19 protein-coding genes and 1 tRNA gene are annotated in these 18,776 nt (G+C 36.9%); 10 read left to right on the plus strand and 10 right to left on the minus strand.

What is annotated here, in order from left to right:
• Positions 1-15: 15 nt before the first annotated feature.
• Positions 16-2,217 (minus strand): ATP-dependent helicase, encoded by a 2,202-nt coding sequence (locus U5921_RS03045; protein WP_324825008.1) that lies wholly within the window; start codon positions 2,215-2,217, stop codon positions 16-18.
• 157 nt (positions 2,218-2,374) lie between these two features.
• On the minus strand, positions 2,375-2,914 hold the full coding sequence (rbr, locus tag U5921_RS03050; RefSeq protein ID WP_324825009.1) for a rubrerythrin: 540 nt from the start codon (positions 2,912-2,914) through the stop codon (positions 2,375-2,377).
• A gap of 309 nt (positions 2,915-3,223) precedes the next feature.
• On the opposite strand from rbr, the gene nhaC reads away from it, so the two are divergent.
• Positions 3,224-4,654 carry a Na+/H+ antiporter NhaC gene (nhaC, locus tag U5921_RS03055; protein ID WP_324825010.1) on the plus strand — a complete coding sequence of 477 codons (1,431 nt, stop codon included), beginning with the start codon at positions 3,224-3,226 and terminating at the stop codon, positions 4,652-4,654.
• A 62-nt stretch (positions 4,655-4,716) separates the two neighbouring features.
• On the opposite strand, the gene U5921_RS03060 is transcribed toward nhaC, so the two are convergent.
• Both U5921_RS03060 and U5921_RS03065 read right to left on the minus strand, forming a co-directional pair.
• Positions 4,717-5,262 (minus strand): GrpB family protein, encoded by a 546-nt coding sequence (locus tag U5921_RS03060; protein WP_324825947.1) that lies wholly within the window; start codon positions 5,260-5,262, stop codon positions 4,717-4,719.
• Positions 5,263-5,314: 52 nt separating this feature from the next.
• Positions 5,315-6,979, minus strand: a complete 1,665-nt coding sequence (locus U5921_RS03065; RefSeq protein ID WP_324825011.1) for a nucleoside kinase — start codon at positions 6,977-6,979, stop codon at positions 5,315-5,317.
• Between the two features lie 119 nt (positions 6,980-7,098).
• On the opposite strand from U5921_RS03065, the gene U5921_RS03070 reads away from it, so the two are divergent.
• The 3 genes from U5921_RS03070 (at position 7,099) to ansA (ending at position 9,351) form a co-directional block, all read left to right on the plus strand.
• The gene (locus U5921_RS03070; RefSeq protein WP_324825012.1) at positions 7,099-7,302 is read left to right on the plus strand and encodes a DUF378 domain-containing protein; all 204 of its coding nucleotides are present in this window, start codon (positions 7,099-7,101) and stop codon (positions 7,300-7,302) included.
• Between the two features lie 304 nt (positions 7,303-7,606).
• Positions 7,607-8,239 (plus strand): GntR family transcriptional regulator, encoded by a 633-nt coding sequence (locus U5921_RS03075; RefSeq protein ID WP_324825013.1) that lies wholly within the window; start codon positions 7,607-7,609, stop codon positions 8,237-8,239.
• 98 nt (positions 8,240-8,337) lie between these two features.
• Complete coding sequence (gene ansA, locus U5921_RS03080; RefSeq protein ID WP_324825014.1) at positions 8,338-9,351, plus strand: asparaginase; 1,014 nt, start codon at positions 8,338-8,340, stop codon at positions 9,349-9,351.
• Positions 9,352-9,369: 18 nt separating this feature from the next.
• Here the strand turns inward: ansA and U5921_RS03085 are convergent, their stop codons facing one another.
• Together U5921_RS03085 and U5921_RS03090 are read right to left on the minus strand one after the other, a co-directional pair.
• Positions 9,370-10,821, minus strand: a complete 1,452-nt coding sequence (locus U5921_RS03085; protein ID WP_324825015.1) for a sensor domain-containing diguanylate cyclase — start codon at positions 10,819-10,821, stop codon at positions 9,370-9,372.
• Between the two features lie 76 nt (positions 10,822-10,897).
• Positions 10,898-11,554 (minus strand): hypothetical protein, encoded by a 657-nt coding sequence (locus U5921_RS03090; protein WP_324825016.1) that lies wholly within the window; start codon positions 11,552-11,554, stop codon positions 10,898-10,900.
• Positions 11,555-11,721: 167 nt separating this feature from the next.
• Here U5921_RS03090 and U5921_RS03095 point away from each other — a divergent pair, with 167 nt between their 5' ends.
• Complete coding sequence (locus U5921_RS03095) at positions 11,722-12,042, plus strand: putative heavy metal-binding protein (protein WP_324825017.1); 321 nt, start codon at positions 11,722-11,724, stop codon at positions 12,040-12,042.
• Between the two features lie 72 nt (positions 12,043-12,114).
• Here U5921_RS03095 and U5921_RS03100 read toward each other — a convergent pair whose 3' ends face one another.
• Positions 12,115-12,666: a hypothetical protein gene (locus U5921_RS03100; RefSeq protein WP_324825018.1), complete on the minus strand. Its 552-nt coding sequence runs from the start codon at positions 12,664-12,666 to the stop codon at positions 12,115-12,117.
• 138 nt (positions 12,667-12,804) lie between these two features.
• On the opposite strand from U5921_RS03100, the gene U5921_RS03105 reads away from it, so the two are divergent.
• Positions 12,805-12,892, plus strand: a tRNA-Ser gene (locus U5921_RS03105).
• A gap of 97 nt (positions 12,893-12,989) precedes the next feature.
• On the opposite strand, the gene U5921_RS03110 is transcribed toward U5921_RS03105, so the two are convergent.
• Entirely contained in the window at positions 12,990-13,919 is a 930-nt protein-coding gene (locus U5921_RS03110) for a stalk domain-containing protein (RefSeq protein WP_324825019.1), read from the minus strand.
• Between the two features lie 405 nt (positions 13,920-14,324).
• Between U5921_RS03110 and U5921_RS03115 the strand changes: the two genes are divergently transcribed.
• Complete coding sequence (locus tag U5921_RS03115; protein WP_324825020.1) at positions 14,325-14,630, plus strand: hypothetical protein; 306 nt, start codon at positions 14,325-14,327, stop codon at positions 14,628-14,630.
• A gap of 176 nt (positions 14,631-14,806) precedes the next feature.
• On the opposite strand, the gene U5921_RS03120 is transcribed toward U5921_RS03115, so the two are convergent.
• Both U5921_RS03120 and U5921_RS03125 read right to left on the minus strand, forming a co-directional pair.
• Entirely contained in the window at positions 14,807-14,992 is a 186-nt protein-coding gene (locus U5921_RS03120; protein ID WP_324825021.1) for a hypothetical protein, read from the minus strand.
• Between the two features lie 93 nt (positions 14,993-15,085).
• A complete protein-coding gene (locus tag U5921_RS03125) occupies positions 15,086-15,499 on the minus strand; it encodes a DUF3788 domain-containing protein (RefSeq protein ID WP_324825948.1) in 414 nt (137 codons plus the stop codon).
• A 268-nt stretch (positions 15,500-15,767) separates the two neighbouring features.
• On the opposite strand from U5921_RS03125, the gene U5921_RS03130 reads away from it, so the two are divergent.
• The 3 genes from U5921_RS03130 (at position 15,768) to uraA (ending at position 18,754) form a co-directional block, all read left to right on the plus strand.
• Complete coding sequence (locus tag U5921_RS03130; protein ID WP_324825022.1) at positions 15,768-16,658, plus strand: DUF5685 family protein; 891 nt, start codon at positions 15,768-15,770, stop codon at positions 16,656-16,658.
• On the plus strand, positions 16,642-17,235 hold the full coding sequence (locus tag U5921_RS03135) for a J domain-containing protein (RefSeq protein ID WP_324825023.1): 594 nt from the start codon (positions 16,642-16,644) through the stop codon (positions 17,233-17,235). The genes U5921_RS03130 and U5921_RS03135 overlap by 17 nt, the downstream gene beginning before the upstream one ends.
• Before the next feature lie 190 nt (positions 17,236-17,425).
• Positions 17,426-18,754 (plus strand): uracil permease, encoded by a 1,329-nt coding sequence (uraA, locus tag U5921_RS03140; RefSeq protein WP_324825024.1) that lies wholly within the window; start codon positions 17,426-17,428, stop codon positions 18,752-18,754.
• The last annotated feature ends 22 nt before the right edge of the window (positions 18,755-18,776 follow it).

Genomic DNA, 18,776 nt, shown 5'->3' on the forward strand with positions numbered 1-18,776 from the left:
TTCCTCCAAATGTCTTTATATTTTTTTTAACGGCGCAATATCCTTTGCCAATTTTTTTGTTCCAGCCGTATCAAAGATGACTGTAACGGTTTTTTCCAAAACTTCAATCACGAGCCCCTCACCAAATTTATTATGGCTGACTCTGTCACCGGAAACCAAATTTACTCCTGCTACAGACGGACGCGCTGTTTTATTTTGTTTAATCGTATTAAGCTGTGCAAACGGACGAAAAATTTCTCCTGAAGAATACGTATCCACCGCATTGTATCCGGTAGCCTGCGGCTTCTTCTTATATACTGCATCCCCTTCCATATAAGCACGATCTAACTCTCTTAAAAAAGTAGATTCCTTTGTGTAATCTGTTTTTCCGTAAAGTGTACGAGTCTCCGCGCTGGTCAGATAAAGCTGTTCCATTGCACGTGTCATACCTACGTAGCAAAGCCTTCTTTCTTCTTCCACACCATCCGGTTTTTCAAAAGCACGCCAACTTGGAAATAACCCATCTTCCATTCCGGGCATAAATACCACCGGAAATTCAAGACCCTTTGCGCTGTGCATTGTCATTAGAACGACGGCATTTTCATCAGCATCGTGGTTGTCTACCTCGGCTACCAGCGCAATTTTTTCCATAAATTCCGATAACGTAATATTTGGATTTTCTTTCTCCGCATCATAAATGACCGATTTAAATTCCAAAAGGTTCTCAATTCGGCTCTCTGCTTCTACGGTAGATTGCATTTCTAAATTTTTTAAATATCCACTGCGAACGAGTAATCCGTCATAGATATCCGATACTTTTAGATTATCTTTTTCTTCACCCAGCTGGCAAATCGCTTCGACTAGTTCTTTTACACTCTCTATAGATTTTGAAGGCAGGCCTTCCCTGACTTGTGCATCACACAACAAAGTAAACAAGCTTTCGTTTCTTACAGAAGCAAAGGCTTTTAACTTTTCTACCGTCTTGTCTCCAATGCCTCTTTTCGGCTCATTTATAATACGCTCAAAGCTTAAATCGTCGGATTGATTTAAAACCAGTCGCATATAGCACATCATATCCTTAATTTCCTTACGATCGTAATAACGAAATCCACCCAAAACACGGTAAGGAATGTCTTTTGCGCTGAACGCATCCTCAAATCTTCTTGACTGGGTATTGGTACGATATAAAACGGCAAAATCAGAATATCTACGGTCATTTGTTTTTAAGCGATCAATTGCCTGTGCTATGTAGCGAGCTTCTTCCCTATCATCATCCGCCCGATAATAATGAATTTTTTCTCCCTTTTCCTTATCAGTCCAAAGCTTTTTATGCTTTCTCCCGTGATTATGCTCAATCACGGAATGTGCGGCATTTAAAATGTTTTCATGTGAACGGTAATTTTGTTCTAACTTAATTACTTTTGCTCCGGAAAAATCCTTTTCAAATTCAAGGATATTTTTAATGTCGGCTCCACGCCACTGGTATATGCACTGATCGTCATCGCCAACCACGCATATATTTTTGTTTGCCTCTGCCAAAAGCTTGATAAAGCGGTACTGCATAAAATTAGTATCCTGATATTCATCTACCATTATGTACTGAAAACGATTTTGATAAACCCGTAAGGTCTCTTCATCCTTTTCAAATAGCTGTACGGTGCGTAAAATCAAATCATCAAAATCCATTGCATTGTTTTTCTTCAATGCCGTTTCATATGCCTGATATAAAGGGGCTATTACCTTTCCTTTATAATCATTCCCATATTTCTGCATATATTGTGCTGCGCTAATATTTTTTTCCTTGCAGTCACTGATTACGGAAAGAACATAAGCCGGTGTATATTTTTTATCATCTACTTTCTGCTGTTTGAGCGAATTTTTAATCACTACTTTCTGATCCGTTGGATCATAAACAACAAAATCCTTATCATATCCCAGTTTATCTGCATGTGATCGCAAAATGCGCAGGCACGCAGAGTGAAATGTAAGAATCCACATATTAATGCCGTTTCCCACTAAATTCTCAATTCGATCTCGCATTTCTTTTGCTGCTTTATTGGTAAAAGTCACTGCTAATATCTCATAAGGAGAAACCCCTTTTTCTCGAATCAAATATGCAATTCGATGTGTCATTGTACTGGTCTTTCCGCTTCCGGCTCCGGCTAATATCAACAAAGGCCCTTCCGTATGCATCGCTGCTTCACGCTGCTGTACATTTAATTTATTTAAATAGTCCATAATTTGAGTTCTCCCATAGTTATAAATTGAATACATTTCTCATTATTTCATTCCTCTTATTTTATCACATTATTAAAAAAAAAACCAACCGAAGAGGATGAAGTGCATCCTTTTCAGTCGGTTTTCCTTTATTCTATTTTTATGATAGCCCTGTCATTTATTTGTAGCTTTCGTTCTTTACAACCATATAGGACTGTGGATGTAAGCATACCGGACATAGTTCCAATGCCTTCTTACCCATGTAGGTATGTCCACAATTCGCACACTGCCACAGTACTTCTTCGTCTTTTTCAAAGACCTTACCCTCTTTTACGTTTTTAGCTAAAATTAAATATCTTTCTTCATGTTGTTTTTCAATCTTAGCAACGCCTTCCATTTGACGTGCAATTTCATCAAATCCTTCTTCTCTTGCAGTCTCTGCCATTTTTGCATACATATCAGTCCACTCATAGTGTTCACCTGCTGCTGCATCAATCAAATTCTCTTCCGTTGTGCCGATGCCTACTGCATGCTTGAACCAAAGTTCTGCATGTTCCTTTTCATTTCCGGCTGTTTCTAAAAAAATATCTGAAATCTGGTTGTATCCTTCTTTTTTCGCTTTTGATGCATAAAATGTATACTTATTTCTAGCTTGAGATTCTCCTGCAAAAGCAATCATTAAATTTTCTAAAGTCTTTGTACCTTTTAAATCTTTCATTTTTCCCCTCCATTTTTCTGTGATTCAAAACTATTTGTTGCAGAACCACTCATAAACAAAATCAAAAATCATTTATCTACAATATATATTGTAGATAAATTTTCCCCTTCCGTCAAGCGAATTAAACGCTTCTTGTAAATAGACATTTTTATTCATATATGCACTTAATTACATAATTATTCACAAATGTCAATCGCTTTTTTTTGTAGATTTCACAATAAAATATTCTTTTATCGTTCTCTTATCTATTCTATAATAGCCTATATATTTAATTTTCATTCTATTCTAAATTTTAAAGGAGGCCTAATGATGGAAGACAAAGTAAAAAAACAACCACGCCCTGCAAAACTTCACGAAGCACTTTTTTCATTTATTATGCTCATTGTAGTCATGGCTGTCGGCATTATGATTTTTGAAGTGGACCCACATATTCCGATGTTTATCGGTGTAATCGGCGCATCGCTTGTCGCCCTTTATATCGGTTATGACTGGACAGCAATTGAACAAAGCATGATTGACGGCATTTCACGTGCTATGCAAGCAATCATGATTCTCGCAATTATAGGTATGTTAATCGGTGTATGGCTCTTAGCCGGAGTCGTTCCCTCTATGATTTATTATGGTCTTAAAATTTTATCTCCTCAAATTTTTCTAGTTGCGGCTGTACTAATCTGCTCCATTACCTCATTGGCAACGGGAACCTCTTGGGGGACGATGGGCACAATGGGGATTGCCTTAATGGGGATTGCGCACGGACTCGGTATTCCAGAAGGAATCGCAGCCGGTGCAATCATTTCAGGTGCTTACTTTGGTGATAAGATGTCACCGCTTTCTGATACAACAAATCTTGCACCTGCCATGGCAGGAACCGATGTTTTTACACACATCAAATTTATGATGAAACCCACTATTACTACTTATGTTATCACTTTAATTTTTTTCGGAATCATGGGTATGAAATTTTCTGCCTCCGGCAACACAGCCGATGTCAGTGCGATTGACACATTAATTGACGGACTGCATTCGCAGTTTCACATCAGTCCTCTCTTGCTGATTCCTCCAATTATCGTAATTGGAGCAATTGCAATGAAAGTACCTGCGATCCCCGGCATTACGCTCGGAATCATCTCAGGAGCAATAATGGCACCAATTTTTCAAGGAGGCACTGCCGATTTTGGTGCAATTCTTACCGTTGCAAGAAACGGTTATGTAAGCAGTACAGGAATTGAATCTCTCGATTCGCTGCTTTCTGCCGGTGGATTAATGAACATGATGAGCTCCATTTCTTTAACTTTGCTGGCAATGATGTTCGGCGGTATTATGGAAATGACAAAACAGCTCGAAGTGATTGTGGCGCAACTATTAAAGCTTGTTCATTCAGCATTTGGCCTTGTTGCATTAGTATTAGGAACCTGTATCTTAAGTAATGCTACTATGCCAGAACAATATATTTCCATCGTTTTGCCGGGCAGAATGTATGCACAGGCATTTAAAGAAAAAGGGCTTCACCCAAAAACACTTTCCAATGCGCTTGAATCTTCAGGTACCGTCACTTCCGCATTGATTCCATGGAATACCTGTGGTGTTTATATTACAACCGTATTAGGAGTCACTACCTCTCAATACTTTGGCTTTGCTATATTCAACTATATGATGCCGATTGTAACACTTCTTCTGGCTATTCCAAAAATTACAATCGCTTATATGACGGACGAAGAAAAAGCTGCGTCCGCTGCATAAAATACAACTACGATGCATAAAAAAACGGAAGAATTGGTATCACCAGTTCTTCCGTTTTTTTCTTAATCATATCGACCTTTATATTCTATTTTTGCTTGATCTGTATATTCTTTGACAAAAGTAGTTTTCCCTTCGGTATATGCATCTCGGTTGTATTCATATTTCTTCCAAAGCTTAAGTTTAATCGCTTCATATTTTTTTGCAACCTCCGAGTGGCTTAAAAGATAATCTCTGAAATACAACTCATCATGGTCTCCTATATTCCTTACATGCAGATGAAATACTCTTTCCGCAAATCCGTTTATCGTGTATCCCTTATTTAAAGATATTCGCTCACTGCTTTCAGACATGCAAAGATATCCATTGTCTGTAAGAATTTTACTGATACGGTCGATATCTGCATTTTGAACCTCTATTAAAATATCAATAATCGGCTTCGCCCAAATCGTATGCACTGCTGTGCTTCCAATGTGTGCAATACGTCTAATCTGACTCATGGGGAGTATCCGCTTCAATGTACATAGTTCCTCTGCGTACCATCTCATCCAAGAAGAGTTATGTTCTGTAAGGTAAATCGGAAACAACCTCCACAATTCTTCTATAGTCATCTCCGACAGCTGTTTTTTTGGGGGAGCCTTCTTTTGTGACGGTTGCCTTTCATTAGTCAACAAAGATGCTTCCTCCAATAAACTCACGTATAATGGAATGGTTCGCAATCATGGAGTCATTTTCGACTGTTTTAAAAAAGCGGAGTAATTGCAGAAGACGGCAAGCGACACTATACTCGACTTCTTCCGGAGCAATGGCTTTTAAAAGCGGTTCTGCATACTTTTTCAATACAGATAGTTCATAGATGTGTGCAGAGTTAAATAACACATCAGCTTCTCCATTAAAAGGAAAAATATTTTTATCTTCTCCTGCCCTCACTTTAGGCCAAAGCTTTATCGTATGCTGTGCAGAATAGCCTCGAAATTGTTTATCTCTGACAATGCGTCGAATCAATCTGGCATCTGTTGTCGGAATTCGATTATGCGTATCGATATTCAGCTGCGTCAAAGGACTGATGTAAATTTTATATTTCTCATTTTCTGGAATCTCGGAAGTCAATTCTTTATTCAATCCGTGTATGCCTTCAATTACGATCGGCTGCCCTTTTTTTGCTCTGAGAATCCGCTTTCCAAAGATTTTTTTCCCTTGATGAAAATCAAAAGTCGGCAGGTCTACTTCTTCACCGGCTAAAAGTGCATTCATGTTATGATTAAAAAGAGTGAGATCTATGGCATCAATATCCTCAAAATTATATTCTCCATTCTCGTCCACCGGAGTCTGGTTTCTTTCTAGGAAGTAATCATCCGTTCCCATATAAAGCGGCTTTAATCCATTGACTCTAAGCTGAATGCAAAGGCGCTGAGCAAACGTTGTTTTTCCGGAAGAAGATGGGCCCGCAATTAATATGATTCGTTTCCCATCCTGCGTTATTTCATCTGCGATTTCAGCAATTTTTTTCTCATGTAAGGCTTCCGAAATTTGAATAACTTCTTTATAACTTCCATCGCTTACTTTTTCGTTCAGATCCTGCACATAGTTGATTTCCATCAATCTTGCCCATTCTCTTGCCTCACCGAAAGCACGATACAATTTTATGTCGTCACGATAAGGCGGCATCAAATTAGGAAGCTTTGGTTCCGGAAAACGGAGAAGCACACCTCTGCGGCATTTTCGCAGTTCAAAGTATTCGATATAGCCTGTGGAAGGTACCATTGATCCATAGAAGAAATTTTCAAAATCATCTAAGCTGTAAAATGGCACTTGTTCAAGCCACGGTGTATTTTCCAATAAACGCAGCTTTTGAATATAGCCGATTTCTCTTAGTTTTTCAATCGCTTTCTGTCGTGAATGCTTCCTCTTAATAATAGGAATATCCTCTTCCACGAGCTGGTGCATATGTTCTTCTACAGCCTCCAGTTCCTCCTGCGTTACATTCTGCTTCATTTGCGTAAACAAACCTTTATTCAGAGAATTTTCAATTTGAACGCGATTACTTCCTAAAACATCATATACTGCTTTTAAATATAAAAAGCTCACGCTTCTCTGATAAATTGCATTTGCAGAAGGGTCCCTCATATCTAAAAATGTTAGAGTACAAGCTTCTTCAATGACTTCACTCAAGCATACATCTGTATTATTGATCCGAGCAGCTAATATGCGATACGGTGTTTCGCTTTGAAATTTTTTTGCAAGCACTTCAATTTGTGTACCTGTTGATGTATTAAATGTAAATTTTTTATTCCCCTGGTTTAAAATTATTTTTATTTCAACATTCATACTTCTGTTTTCTCCCTTATATTATTTTTTATGACATAAAAATAACAAAATTGTTTTGTTTATTATATCATAATTTCATTTGCTATGGGAAAGATAGAAATTGAAAGGAGTGATTTTAAATGAGAAATTTAATTTTAGTTTTAGTTATCATCGGTGCTGTAAACTGGGGTCTCATTGGTTTCTTCGGTTATGATTTAGTTGGAAGCATTTTCGGAGGTCAACTTGCACTAATTAGTAGAATTATATTTGCTGTTGTAGGACTTGCTGGAATTTATGCAATTTCTTTCTTTTTCAGACCCAATAGCCATACGGTAGAATCCTAATAAAAAAAAGCTCCTACCTTAAAAGTGATTTTCGATTTTCGGAAATCACTTTTTCTATAAGGAAGGTAAATTTTTTTGTTCATATATTTCTTTTATATGTTAGAGAGCTTAAATTTTTTCGTTTTCATTATTTATATAATAAACATTTTACATAAGTAGTGTAATACAAAAAAATAGTTTTACTCATTGTATTTTAAGGTAAATATGTAAACTCTATAAATATTTATGCGGCGCTTATTGAATTACACACTAATTATGTTATAATTAAACCTATTTGATAGGTTAAAACAAGGAGCATCATATTATGGATTTAAAATTAAAAATATCAACTCCCCGCTACCAACAAATTGCGGCCGACATTGCCGCTAAAATCGTTGAAGGAAAATACGTAGTCGGAGATAAAATATATGCAAGGTCCGCTCTTGCTACACAGTATGGGGTCTCATCAGAAACCGCACGACGTGCAATTTGTATACTATCGGATCTTGGAATTGCCGATTCTACAAAAGGCAGTGGAGTCATAATAAAATCTTATGAAAATGCAATTGCTTTTGTAAAGCAATATAAAGATATTCAAAATATTAATTCTCTAAAAAAAGAACTAATAAAAAGTGTAGAACGTCAAAAAAAAGAAACTGAGATATTTACTCACTGCTTAGAATCTTTACTTGATAAAACAGAACTGTTTCGTTCTATTAATCCTTTTATTCCATTTCAATTAGAAATCTTAAAAGAAACACCCCATTTAAATGAATCTATTAGAGAAATGAATTTTTGGCATCACACTTCCGCAACGATCATCGCAGTTAAGCGAAAAGATGATCTTCTATTGTCGCCGGGTCCTTATGCAACCCTTTCAGAACATGATACCTTATATTTTATCGGTGATGATGATTGTATGGAACGTGTAAGGAATTTTTTATATCCAAACAAATAAAATAGAATTCTTATAAATGAAGTATGACAGGAAACGATTGATATTAAAAGATCAGTTTACTGAATTCATAAACAAAGAAATGAAGTAAGGTGTAAGTTATGAGTAAAAAAAATGTCTGCATCATTTATACAGGCGGTACGATTGGTATGACAAAAACAAAGAACGGCTACGCTCCGCAAAGAGGATACTTACCGTTTCTTTTGTCTCAAATGCCAGAACTTCAATCCAGTCAAATACCTGATTATATATTAATCGAATTAAATCCCCTTTTAGATTCTTCCAATATTTCTGTTAAAGAATGGAACCTAATTGGAAAAACTATCTTGCAAAACTATGATCAATTTGACGGATTTGTCATTCTTCACGGGACAGATACCATGGCTTATACTGCTTCTGCTTTGTCCTTTATGCTAGAAAACTTAAAAAAGCCAGTCATCATAACCGGGTCTCAAATACCCTTTTGTGAAATACGCAATGATGCTAAAGATAATCTAATTACAGCATTACTCATCGCTGCTGAAGGGACGATACCTGAAGTTTGCCTATATTTCAGCCAAAAGTTATTTCGTGGAAATCGTTCTACAAAGATGAGTGCGGATGAATTAATTGCGTTTGATAGTCCAAATTACCCTGCACTTGCGCAAGCAGGTATAAGAATTACCATTGATAAGAATAATATTTTGAAACAAACTGACGAGCCATTCTCTTTACAACTGTTAACAGAATATCGGATTGCTGTTTTGAAAATTTTCCCCGGTCTTCAGTTTGGCATTTTTGAGGACCTTGTGTCCGCGGACTTAAAAGGAATCGTTTTAGAGGCTTTTGGTGCTGGAAATATTCCAAATTATGACCAAGCTTTTTTAAGAACATTAGAAAATGCCGCAAAGAATGAAACAATTATTGCGGTCTGTACACAATGCTTTAAAGGCTCTGCACGAATCGGTGACTATGAGTCCAGCCTTCCGCTTCAAAAAAATGGTGTCGTAAGTGCATATGATATGACTGTAGAAGCTACTGTTACAAAGCTCTATTATCTGATCAGTAAAGGCTATTCAAAGATAGAAATCGAAGCTAAAATGCAAGAAAATCTTCGCGGTGAACTTACGATCTAATTAGTAACGTCACCGTTTTTATTCATGCTCATAAAGAAAAAGGGCTTCATCATAGCATGCATATCTCGCTTTTCCCTGGTTTTTAGCGAAATACAACGCTTTGTCTGCTTTATCATATAAATCCATGAAGCTGGTGCCCTGTTCAAAAGCCATGGCAACTCCAACTGTACTAAAGATTTCCAGTACACCTCCCTGGTTTTCTCCTAAATCAATCTGTAAATTGCAAAGACTTTTTACTTTACTTTCAATCCGTTTAAAATCACCTATATCTTTCAAAAAAGCAACAAATTCATCTCCACCAAGTCGACCTAATATATCTGTTTTGCGAAATACTTTTTTCATCTTAATTGCGATCTCGCTTAAAGCAGTATCTCCGGCAATATGACCATATTGATCATTCGTTCCCTTAAAATCATCTAAATCAATAATCAGAAAAGCGTGAATCATATTCTTCTTTTTTGTTGATGTCAAAATTTCTCCAATTAATCTCTCTGCTTCTGCTCGATTATAAAGTCCGGTTAGTGAATCTTTACGTGCCTTTTCTTTCAAGTGCAGGGTTTCTTTTCTCTCATTATCAATATCTTTTACATAAGCAAACCCTTTTATTTCATTATTTTTAAAATCACGATATAAGTGCATCGTGCAATTTACCCAAGAAATGGTTCCATCTTCTTTAATTCTACGGTATTCTAACTCTATATTGCTTTGTCCTTGACTATAGATCTCCAAAAGATTACATAATTGAAATGTCTCGTATACTTTTTGCCGGTCTTCTGCGAAGACATTATGCGCAACTGCATATTCGAGGACAGCGGAATAGCGGTTCGTCTCTGCCTTTTCTAAATATTTTTTCCAATAAGCATTTCCATTGATAATTTGATCCTTTTTTAAATAAAACTCATAGCTCAATATAGATTTCTCACATATCGCTTTACGGTATTGCTCTTCTTGAATAAATCGAATTTCAGCTTCCTTTTGTTCCGTTACATTTGAGAGTATTCCTATCGTGCGAATGGGTTTTCCCATATCATCAAATACATTTGTTAAAATAATTTTATCCCAACGATGCGTATGGTCACATAAATTGGACTTCACAACACAAGAGGCTTTGGGTGCACCCGCCGCAATGTCATAAAAGATTTGGCAAAATTCCTTCGCATAATCTGGTGAAATAATTCCTTTTTCAATCAGACTCTCCGGTACGTTTTCAATTTTCGTATTAACACCATACCGCAGGATACTCGGATCACAATGGTACATCCGCTTTTTTTTGACATCGTAGTCAAACACAATATTATCTGTATGGCTTGAAACAATTCGAAATCGCTCTTCACTTATTTTCAATGCTTTACAAAAATGCTTTACGTTCTTTTGTGATTTGTATAATTGAAATAGCATCATAAAAATAGTGCCAATACAGACACACGTATGTTGTTTCTTTGTTATGTCCGGATGGTAATTAAATTTCATCTTCTACCTCCATCGTTTTTAACTTTACCCATTTAGGTTAACCAGATTGAAAATTCTTATTTTAAAAAAACATCATTTAATCTGATACACAAAAAACAGGTTCTTTCTCCCCATTAATATAAAAATGGTTTTGCAAACTAGAAAATTCTACTTGCTCCAAATGGTAATCCCGTCCAATACCACTAATAAATGCTTGTGTTATATCTTCAGCCGTCAGTCCAACTTTTTTTAGATATTCTTCCATACTTAATATTTCTTTTTCTATTTCATCATAATAATAATTTCGAACAGAAAGCTCTTTTCCTTGATCTTCTTCTGAATGAATTTCAGTAATGACACTAATCGCACACATCTGCTCTAATCGAATTACTTTATAGGAAATATTGATTTGAGGATATTTCCATCCTCCCAAAATTTCATTGGCGTTTTCCGCATTCAATCTATAATAATCCATGAATTCACTATGGATTGTTTCATTTAGCGTTTTTGCCGCTTCCCCTGCTGCATCCACCTTGGGAATCACGATGTCAATTCGATAAATGCCATTTAGATCTTCATGCCGCTCGTATTCTACAATTACATTAGATGCTTCCACATTATCGGGCGAAATCGATAACGTTTTACATTGACAAGATGAAAGTAGTATTCCCGCAAAAATAATACCCATACAAAGTATGGCAGAACCAAGTCGCTTCATGCAGTTTTGAATAACCTTTTTTTTTAAATATTTCATCTTATACAATCCCCCTCTCCATTTTACGATATCTTTTTAGATTTTAGAACCTAAGTTTCTTCGACCAATTCTCGTATATGTTGCTTTTTCTTGACATGAAAAAAAGAATAGCGTATTGTAAATTTAGAAATTATTTTCACTCAAGCTTAATTTAAAGGGGGATCAATATGATTATAACAACAACACCCAGCATTGACGGGAAACGAATTACGCAATATAAAGGGATTGTGTTTGGAGAAATTGTTTCCGGTGTCAATTTGTTAAAAGATATTGCTGCGGGCTTATCCAATATTTTTGGAGGGCGTTCCAATAGTTATGAGGATGAACTGATTCGTGCAAGACTAAATGCGCTGAAAGAAATGGAGCAAAGAGCCCTTGAAATAGGCGCAAATGCGGTTGTCGGTGTCGATATTGATTATGAGGTACTCGGATCCGATAATGGAATGCTTATGGTTACAGCTTCCGGAACGGCCGTAATTTGTGAATAGTCCTGTTTAAAGCTCCTCTCGATCTTTAAATTGTAGTCGTTAGACCACCGTTTTATTGTATCGCGAGGAGTTTTATTTTTTATATTCAATTTTTGATTCCAATACCTTCTGCTTCTTTTCATTGTAGTAGTAATGTCTGACAATTGTAAGAGGCTCATAAGCATAGATTGATGAAACATTTGTTGCAATTATTATTTCATGAATCTTATTTTTTCTTTTCACTTCATAAGAAACTTCGATTACGGGGCTCTTCCATCCACTAAATGCCTCTGCCACGTTAGCCTGATTCCGATCGTATATATAGTAAAAATCAGCAGCAATTTCCGCACCTACATTCGTTGCATCTTTTAAATCAGAGACCACTTGAGGCAGCAGCGCATCAATCTTATAGGCACCTGCAACTTCTTCATGCACTTCTAGCCCGTCTATTACATCAAATGTTCCAACCCCTTCATGTACTTCATGAAATTTCTGCTCATTTCGTGATTCAACGATGTACAGTAATGCTCCGATAATAAAACCCAGCAAAACAAGATACGCGAGTAGTCTTGCCTGATTTCTGTTGGAATACAGCCTTGGTCTATGTTTTCTCGATGCATAGCTTCTTTTTATCCTAATGTTCATAAATACGCCCTCCCATACAATGTATGCAAAGGCTGTCCGATAAATTTTGAAATTACAAAAATAGTTGTTGCAATTTTTGGCGAAATACGTTATATTATTAAAGGTACGCTGCTTAGTACAAATCAAAAAGCAACTTTTGGAGGATTGACCGAGTGGCTAAGGAGCTCGCCTGGAAAGCGAGTAAGGTGTAACAGCCCCGTGGGTTCGAGTCCCATGTCCTCCGCCAAAAAACCGTTGAAATTTCAACGGTTTTTTTATTTTTCTATGATGTTGGTGGAAAAATGGTGGAAAAACTAAAAAACCGATTTCACTTTCCTCAGCTTCTATTTAATAATTGTAACTGTCTTTGTTTTTTCATCCCATATAACTTCTGCTCCGAAAGCCTCTGCGATTGCACGGATCGGTACAACCGTTCTGTTTGTTTTCTTGATTTGCATTGGTTCTTGATCTATTTCTATTTTGCAATTGTCAACAGTCATTACTTTCTTCCCTAACTGCATTTTAATTACTGTTTGTGCATCTCCCATAATAGGCAACCCCCATCCGGTATAAACATCTTTTTCCTCAGTCCTCATGTCTTTACTGTGATTTTTAAAATAACTATATATTTGATTTTGTGTTAATTGTCGGCCATACTTACATCTTAACAAACAACCCATTGCATTTAAAAACGGTGCTGAAAAACTTGTGCCGGATTCCCACCCGCGAAACATAACGAAGTCAATCCCTTCACCGATTGCTTTCATCCCGTATACCGGTCTATTGTTTATAAGATTTGCAGAACCTACAATAATTGCTGCTCCGAGATAAACGTTTTCAATGTATCCCTCATTTATATTTCCTGCCGCTCCGGTAAGCAATAGATTATATTCTTTAATTTTTTCTGCCATAAAGATGGATTCTGGCATATTGTAGATTCCTTTATTTCCACCTTTTGAATTATTGATAGAAGATATATCATATTTCTCAATGAACTCATCAAAAGCTAATATTTCACCTGTTTGAGTGCAAGAGATTCTTGCTGATTTTATAATACCATCTTTGATTGTGTATCCAATATTACCCGTCAAAACTCTTGCTTTCGGCAAAATTATCTGCATGATATCCGCTACTTTTTCCGCATGATGCTGCGTTTTTGTGTCATCACAAAATACTGTAATGCCTTCCCCTGTATACCCTTTATTGTGCCACGCAGGAATATTAACGTATTCTCTTTGCTTGATGCAAGCACCATCAATTTCAAATAAACTCATATAGCTATCCTCTTTCTTGCAACTAAAAACACGCAATCGAGCGTGCTGTTTAAGATGGTTATTTAATTACCATATACTTCTGTATAAGCTCTAGCCTTGCATTCTATTACATAGTTATTATATGTGCTAAATGCGACTTTGTACTCTTCGTTCGCTATGTCCGACAAATGCTCACGCATAATTTTGTTTTCTTCGTCATAATTGTGCTTCCATCTCCGGAATCGAAACGTGTATAAATAACCATAAAGTCTTTGGTTGTAATCAGGATTGCACCACTCGTCTTATGCAAGTGCAAGGCTGTTATCTAAAATAATTAATTAAATTTATAAATATATTTTCGCCTTTATCGTAACAAATCTTAACCCTTTTTAATACAATAGCAGTGACCAGAGGAGGTCTAATTATATGTGTTGTAATTCTAATAACAATGTAGCCAGAGCCACAACAAGCAGCTGCGGTTGCTCTAACAGTGTAGCTGGTACTTCGACAAATAGGTGCAGTTCTAACAGTGTAGCCGGTACTTCAACAAATAGGTGCGGTTGCTCTAACAGTGTAGCTGGTACTTCGACAAATAGGTGCGGTTGCTCTAACAGTGTAGCTGGTACTTCGACAAATAGGTGCAGTTCTAACAGTGTAGCCGGTACTTCAACAAGATGTTGCTGTTGTTGCCATCGTTGCTGCTGGTGCTGCTGCCGCCGCTGTTCAAGTTAGAGATTTTGCGTCTGCCTAAATGGCAGACGCTTTTATTATAGACTTTAATCCTGTTAAGCTCGCAAGACGTGTGAAACAATAAGTCACTCGCCATGTAAAGTTGTAAAACAATTACTTCCTTATAAAAAAGATATAAAAAATAGACGCCTTTTTCGACGCCTATTTTTTTTACAATCTCATTGATTTATTTCAATATACTCTTGAAGTTTTCTAGCATGTTCTGCCTCTGTCAAAGCATATTGACGAAAAAAATCTCCCATTTCATTATCCTGCATTTCATCTGAAAAATGCATAAAATCACGTACCCGCTCTTGGGTATCCAACAACGTTTTCTTTAAACGATCCTGTGTGCTGATTTCCATTCGCTTACCTCCGATATAAAACTTTTATATTTGTAAGCATACCCAGTTTTAATTTTTTCTATTCGATTATCCCGTTGATTGGAATAAGATTTACTATTTTTTATTCGGTTTTCTCTTGATTCGTAATAACTTTTCCATATCAGGTAATAGTGATGTATCCATTAATTCAAACATCATCCATTTTCCATCATGGTAAGTGGTAGATTCATCGTAAACTCTCTGTACTTCTATTGAGTAATCGCCTCTATTTTCTTCGAATTTAGCTCTTTCATTCTTTCCGAAAATAATCATAAACCCAATCACATTTTCTTTTGCATATAAGGCGCACAAGGATTTACCTCCTCTACGGTACTTATATTCATACATCCATTTTTTCCCGCCTCGATTCCAAAGACGCTCCATTTCATACCTAGACTCTATCAACTCTGTCATCTTTAACCAGATATAAAATAGAGATTCTCCAATTAATGCCGTCATTTCTTCTTCGCTTGGTATTCTTTCAAGCATCATACTTCCTCCATATACTCCATACGCAGCTTTTATTTTTATTGTAGCACCAAAACAAGACAACGTCCCGTCATATTTACTCTCCTCTAAAATTAAGCACACGACTCTTTTCATGTAATATATATTTTCCAATTAAACAAAATAAGTAAAAAAAAACACATACACTTTAAAAAATTAAATTTCTTTATGACATGCTCACATTTTTATCACAAAAACCGACAAATTATATGATATAATATATTCTACTATTTTTTAAGGGAGATTTTACATGCAGGGCTATGTTATAGCAGAAAAATCCGAACTCAAAATGTATGAGTATGATATCTACAGTGCTTATTACTGTGGAATCTGTAAATCAATTGGGCGCCGCTATGGTCAAATCCCGAGGCTTGCTCTGAATTATGATGCTGTTTTTCTAGCTATGCTCTTATCTGCCATTGTTGAAGAAAGACCAATAATCCAGAAAGAACACTGCCTTGTTCACCCTATTAAAAAAAAGAATATTATGCGTAACAGCGATGCAATTGACTATGCAGCTGATACGATGCTGCTTTTGGCATATTATAAACTGAAAGACGATTATTCTGATGAAAAAAACCTTTTAGCTGCTTTTGGACAAGCAATTGCAAAGCCTTTGCTTCATAAACTTTTTCATTCAGAAGCAGAACGCTGTCAAAAAATCGAAGCACATTTATCACAACTTGCTGATCTGGAAAAGCAAAACTGCGCCAGTCTCGATCAAGTCGCAGAACCGTTTGCAAAAATAACAGAAATTCTTTTTTCTGAGAATCACCTGATTGTAAAAGAATCCGATCGTTTGATTCTAAAGCAAATCGGGTATCATCTTGGAAAATGGATTTATCTGATTGATGCCTTTGATGATTTAGAAAAAGATGAAACAAAAAATGTTTATAATCCCCTTTTTAGTCGTTTCTCCTATAAAAAAGGAGCGGAAAGTCTTCCTGCATTTAAAATACGTATTGAAAAGCAAGTGGAATTTAATTTACTTCAATATTTATCAGAAATTAGTAAAGCTCTGGCGCTTTTAGAATTAAAACAAAATAAAGGAATTTTGGAAAATATCATATACCTTGGTTTGCTTCATCAAACGGACAAGGTATTGCAGAAAGGAAACACCAAACATGAAGAATCCCTATGAGGTACTGGGAGTCAGTCAAAATGCCTCTCAAGATGAAATCAAAACTGCTTATAAAGAGCTTGTAAAAAAATACCATCCGGACCGCTACCAAAACAATCCGCTAGCTGATTTGGCACAAGAGAAGCTTCAGGAAATTAATGAAGCATATGATGCACTGGCAAAAAATGCGAACTCTAACAATTTTAACAATAGCACTTCCTATCAAAGCGCAGGAGGACAAAGCACCCGCCCGACACAAGAATTTATGGAGGTCCGCCGATATTTAGATCTAGGTAACCTACCGGCTGCAGAACAGATGCTTGCACAAATTTCAAATCGAAATGCCGAATGGTTCTTTTTAAGTGGTATTCTTTCTTATCGAAAAGGCTGGTACGATGATGCCTCCGCTAAAATTAAAACGGCTGTATCTATGGACCCAAATAATTTTGAATATCAACGTGCGCTAAATACAATTGTAAATGCCGGACCAGCCTATCGCAACGCTTCTTACGGAAGAGGCTACAACCGAAATGACGACATGCTCTGCAAGCTTTTGCAATGCTACATTTGTACGGATTGTCTCTGTCCTTGTTTCTAATTAAAAATTCAAAAAATCGGAAAGCAAGCGTTTTATTTTCGTTTGCTTTTTTATTGTGTCTAAAAACCATTATTTTTTTACTAAATAGCAAAATACGCTTTAGTAATTTTTTATTTTTTCTCTTGCATTTTTATTCAACTGGTGATATTATATTTCAAGTTTGAGTTAATGAGAGAAAAAGGAGAAAAATATGAGCGAAATAAGAAAAGTCATCCAAGTAGAAGAGCGAGTCCCACTGGCACAGGGTATTCCTCTTAGCATTCAGCATTTATTTGCAATGTTTAGTGCATCCGTATTAGTTCCGGCAATATTCGGTCTCAACCCCGCCATCGTACTATTGATGAATGGTATCGGTACTCTGTTATTTATAGTGATTACACAAGGCAAAGCGCCAGCCTTCTTAGGTTCCAGCTTTGCTTTTATTTCGCCAACTTTACTGATTATGGCTAATCCAGACCTCGGATTTGAATACGCTTTAGGCGGTTTCATTATATCCGGAGGCCTTTTTTGTATAGCCGCAATTATTATAAAATTCTTTGGAACAAAGTGGATTAACATACTTTTACCGCCTGCTGCAATGGGTCCCGTCATTGCATTAATTGGATTAGAGCTAGCCGGTACCGCAGCTGGAATGGGAGGTTTAATTTTAGATCCCGAAAATGGCTACACTGAAATTGATCCAAGATTTGTTGCGGTGTTCATCATCACCTTAGGAACCGCAGTCTTCGGATCAGTGTTATTCCGTAAATTCTTTGCTGCCATTCCTATACTGATCGCCATTATCGTTGGTTATACCGCCTCCTACTTTATCGGCATCATCGATTTTACTCCAATGAAAACCGCTTCTATGTTTGCATTGCCGAATTTCCAGAGCCCGGCATTTAATCTGAGCGCAATTATGATTATCCTGCCTGCAACTCTGGTTGTTGTTTCAGAACACATTGGGCACCAGCTCGTAACCGGTAAAATTGTTGGAAAAGACTTAATCAAAGAACCGGGCTTGCACCGAACACTGCTTGGAGATGGTCTTTCTACCATGTTATCCGGCTTCTGCGGCTCCGTTCCTACAACTACTTATGGTGAAAATATCGGTGTTATGGCCATGACAAAGGTCTACAGCGTTTACGTAATCGGCGGCGCTGGTATCTTTTCTATCTGCTTAGCTTTCATCGGCAAAGTAGCCGGTGCAATTCAGACAATCCCAACTCCGGTCATGGGTGGAATCAGCTTCCTGCTTTACGGTATGATCGCAGCCTCCGGTCTTCGTCTCTTAGTTGATGAACGAGTCAACTATGACCGCTCCAGAAATCTGGCACTTTCCTCCGTTGTATTTGTTACTGGTCTTTCCGGTGCATTTATTCAAATCGGTGAAGTTCAACTAAAAGGAATGGCACTAGCCACCATCGTTGGCATGGTACTCAGCCTGGTCTTCTATGTAATCGACTGTTTACACCTTGCAAATGACATGGATGTTCCGGATGGACAACCCCAAACCTTTGGACCGGAAAACCTAAAATAAAGATACTTCTGTAAAAATATGC

The sequence above is a fragment of the Sinanaerobacter sp. ZZT-01 genome (assembly GCF_035621135.1).
Taxonomy (GTDB): Bacteria; Bacillota; Clostridia; order Peptostreptococcales; family Anaerovoracaceae; genus IOR16.

What these genes read in the sequence shown, in the direction of transcription:
- U5921_RS03045 (WP_324825008.1), bottom strand. Translation starts at nt 2,217, where the DNA reads ATGGACTATTTAAATAAATTAAATGTACAGCAGCGTGAAGCAGCGATG.
- rbr (WP_324825009.1), bottom strand. Translation starts at nt 2,914, where the DNA reads ATGAAAGATTTAAAAGGTACAAAGACTTTAGAAAATTTAATGATTGCT.
- nhaC (WP_324825010.1), top strand. Translation starts at nt 3,224, where the DNA reads ATGGAAGACAAAGTAAAAAAACAACCACGCCCTGCAAAACTTCACGAA.
- U5921_RS03060 (WP_324825947.1), bottom strand. Translation starts at nt 5,262, where the DNA reads ATGACTATAGAAGAATTGTGGAGGTTGTTTCCGATTTACCTTACAGAA.
- U5921_RS03065 (WP_324825011.1), bottom strand. Translation starts at nt 6,979, where the DNA reads ATGAATGTTGAAATAAAAATAATTTTAAACCAGGGGAATAAAAAATTT.
- U5921_RS03070 (WP_324825012.1), top strand. Translation starts at nt 7,099, where the DNA reads ATGAGAAATTTAATTTTAGTTTTAGTTATCATCGGTGCTGTAAACTGG.
- U5921_RS03075 (WP_324825013.1), top strand. Translation starts at nt 7,607, where the DNA reads ATGGATTTAAAATTAAAAATATCAACTCCCCGCTACCAACAAATTGCG.
- ansA (WP_324825014.1), top strand. Translation starts at nt 8,338, where the DNA reads ATGAGTAAAAAAAATGTCTGCATCATTTATACAGGCGGTACGATTGGT.
- U5921_RS03085 (WP_324825015.1), bottom strand. Translation starts at nt 10,821, where the DNA reads ATGAAATTTAATTACCATCCGGACATAACAAAGAAACAACATACGTGT.
- U5921_RS03090 (WP_324825016.1), bottom strand. Translation starts at nt 11,554, where the DNA reads ATGAAATATTTAAAAAAAAAGGTTATTCAAAACTGCATGAAGCGACTT.
- U5921_RS03095 (WP_324825017.1), top strand. Translation starts at nt 11,722, where the DNA reads ATGATTATAACAACAACACCCAGCATTGACGGGAAACGAATTACGCAA.
- U5921_RS03100 (WP_324825018.1), bottom strand. Translation starts at nt 12,666, where the DNA reads ATGAACATTAGGATAAAAAGAAGCTATGCATCGAGAAAACATAGACCA.
- U5921_RS03110 (WP_324825019.1), bottom strand. Translation starts at nt 13,919, where the DNA reads ATGAGTTTATTTGAAATTGATGGTGCTTGCATCAAGCAAAGAGAATAC.
- U5921_RS03115 (WP_324825020.1), top strand. Translation starts at nt 14,325, where the DNA reads ATGTGTTGTAATTCTAATAACAATGTAGCCAGAGCCACAACAAGCAGC.
- U5921_RS03120 (WP_324825021.1), bottom strand. Translation starts at nt 14,992, where the DNA reads ATGGAAATCAGCACACAGGATCGTTTAAAGAAAACGTTGTTGGATACC.
- U5921_RS03125 (WP_324825948.1), bottom strand. Translation starts at nt 15,499, where the DNA reads ATGCTTGAAAGAATACCAAGCGAAGAAGAAATGACGGCATTAATTGGA.
- U5921_RS03130 (WP_324825022.1), top strand. Translation starts at nt 15,768, where the DNA reads ATGCAGGGCTATGTTATAGCAGAAAAATCCGAACTCAAAATGTATGAG.
- U5921_RS03135 (WP_324825023.1), top strand. Translation starts at nt 16,642, where the DNA reads ATGAAGAATCCCTATGAGGTACTGGGAGTCAGTCAAAATGCCTCTCAA.
- uraA (WP_324825024.1), top strand. Translation starts at nt 17,426, where the DNA reads ATGAGCGAAATAAGAAAAGTCATCCAAGTAGAAGAGCGAGTCCCACTG.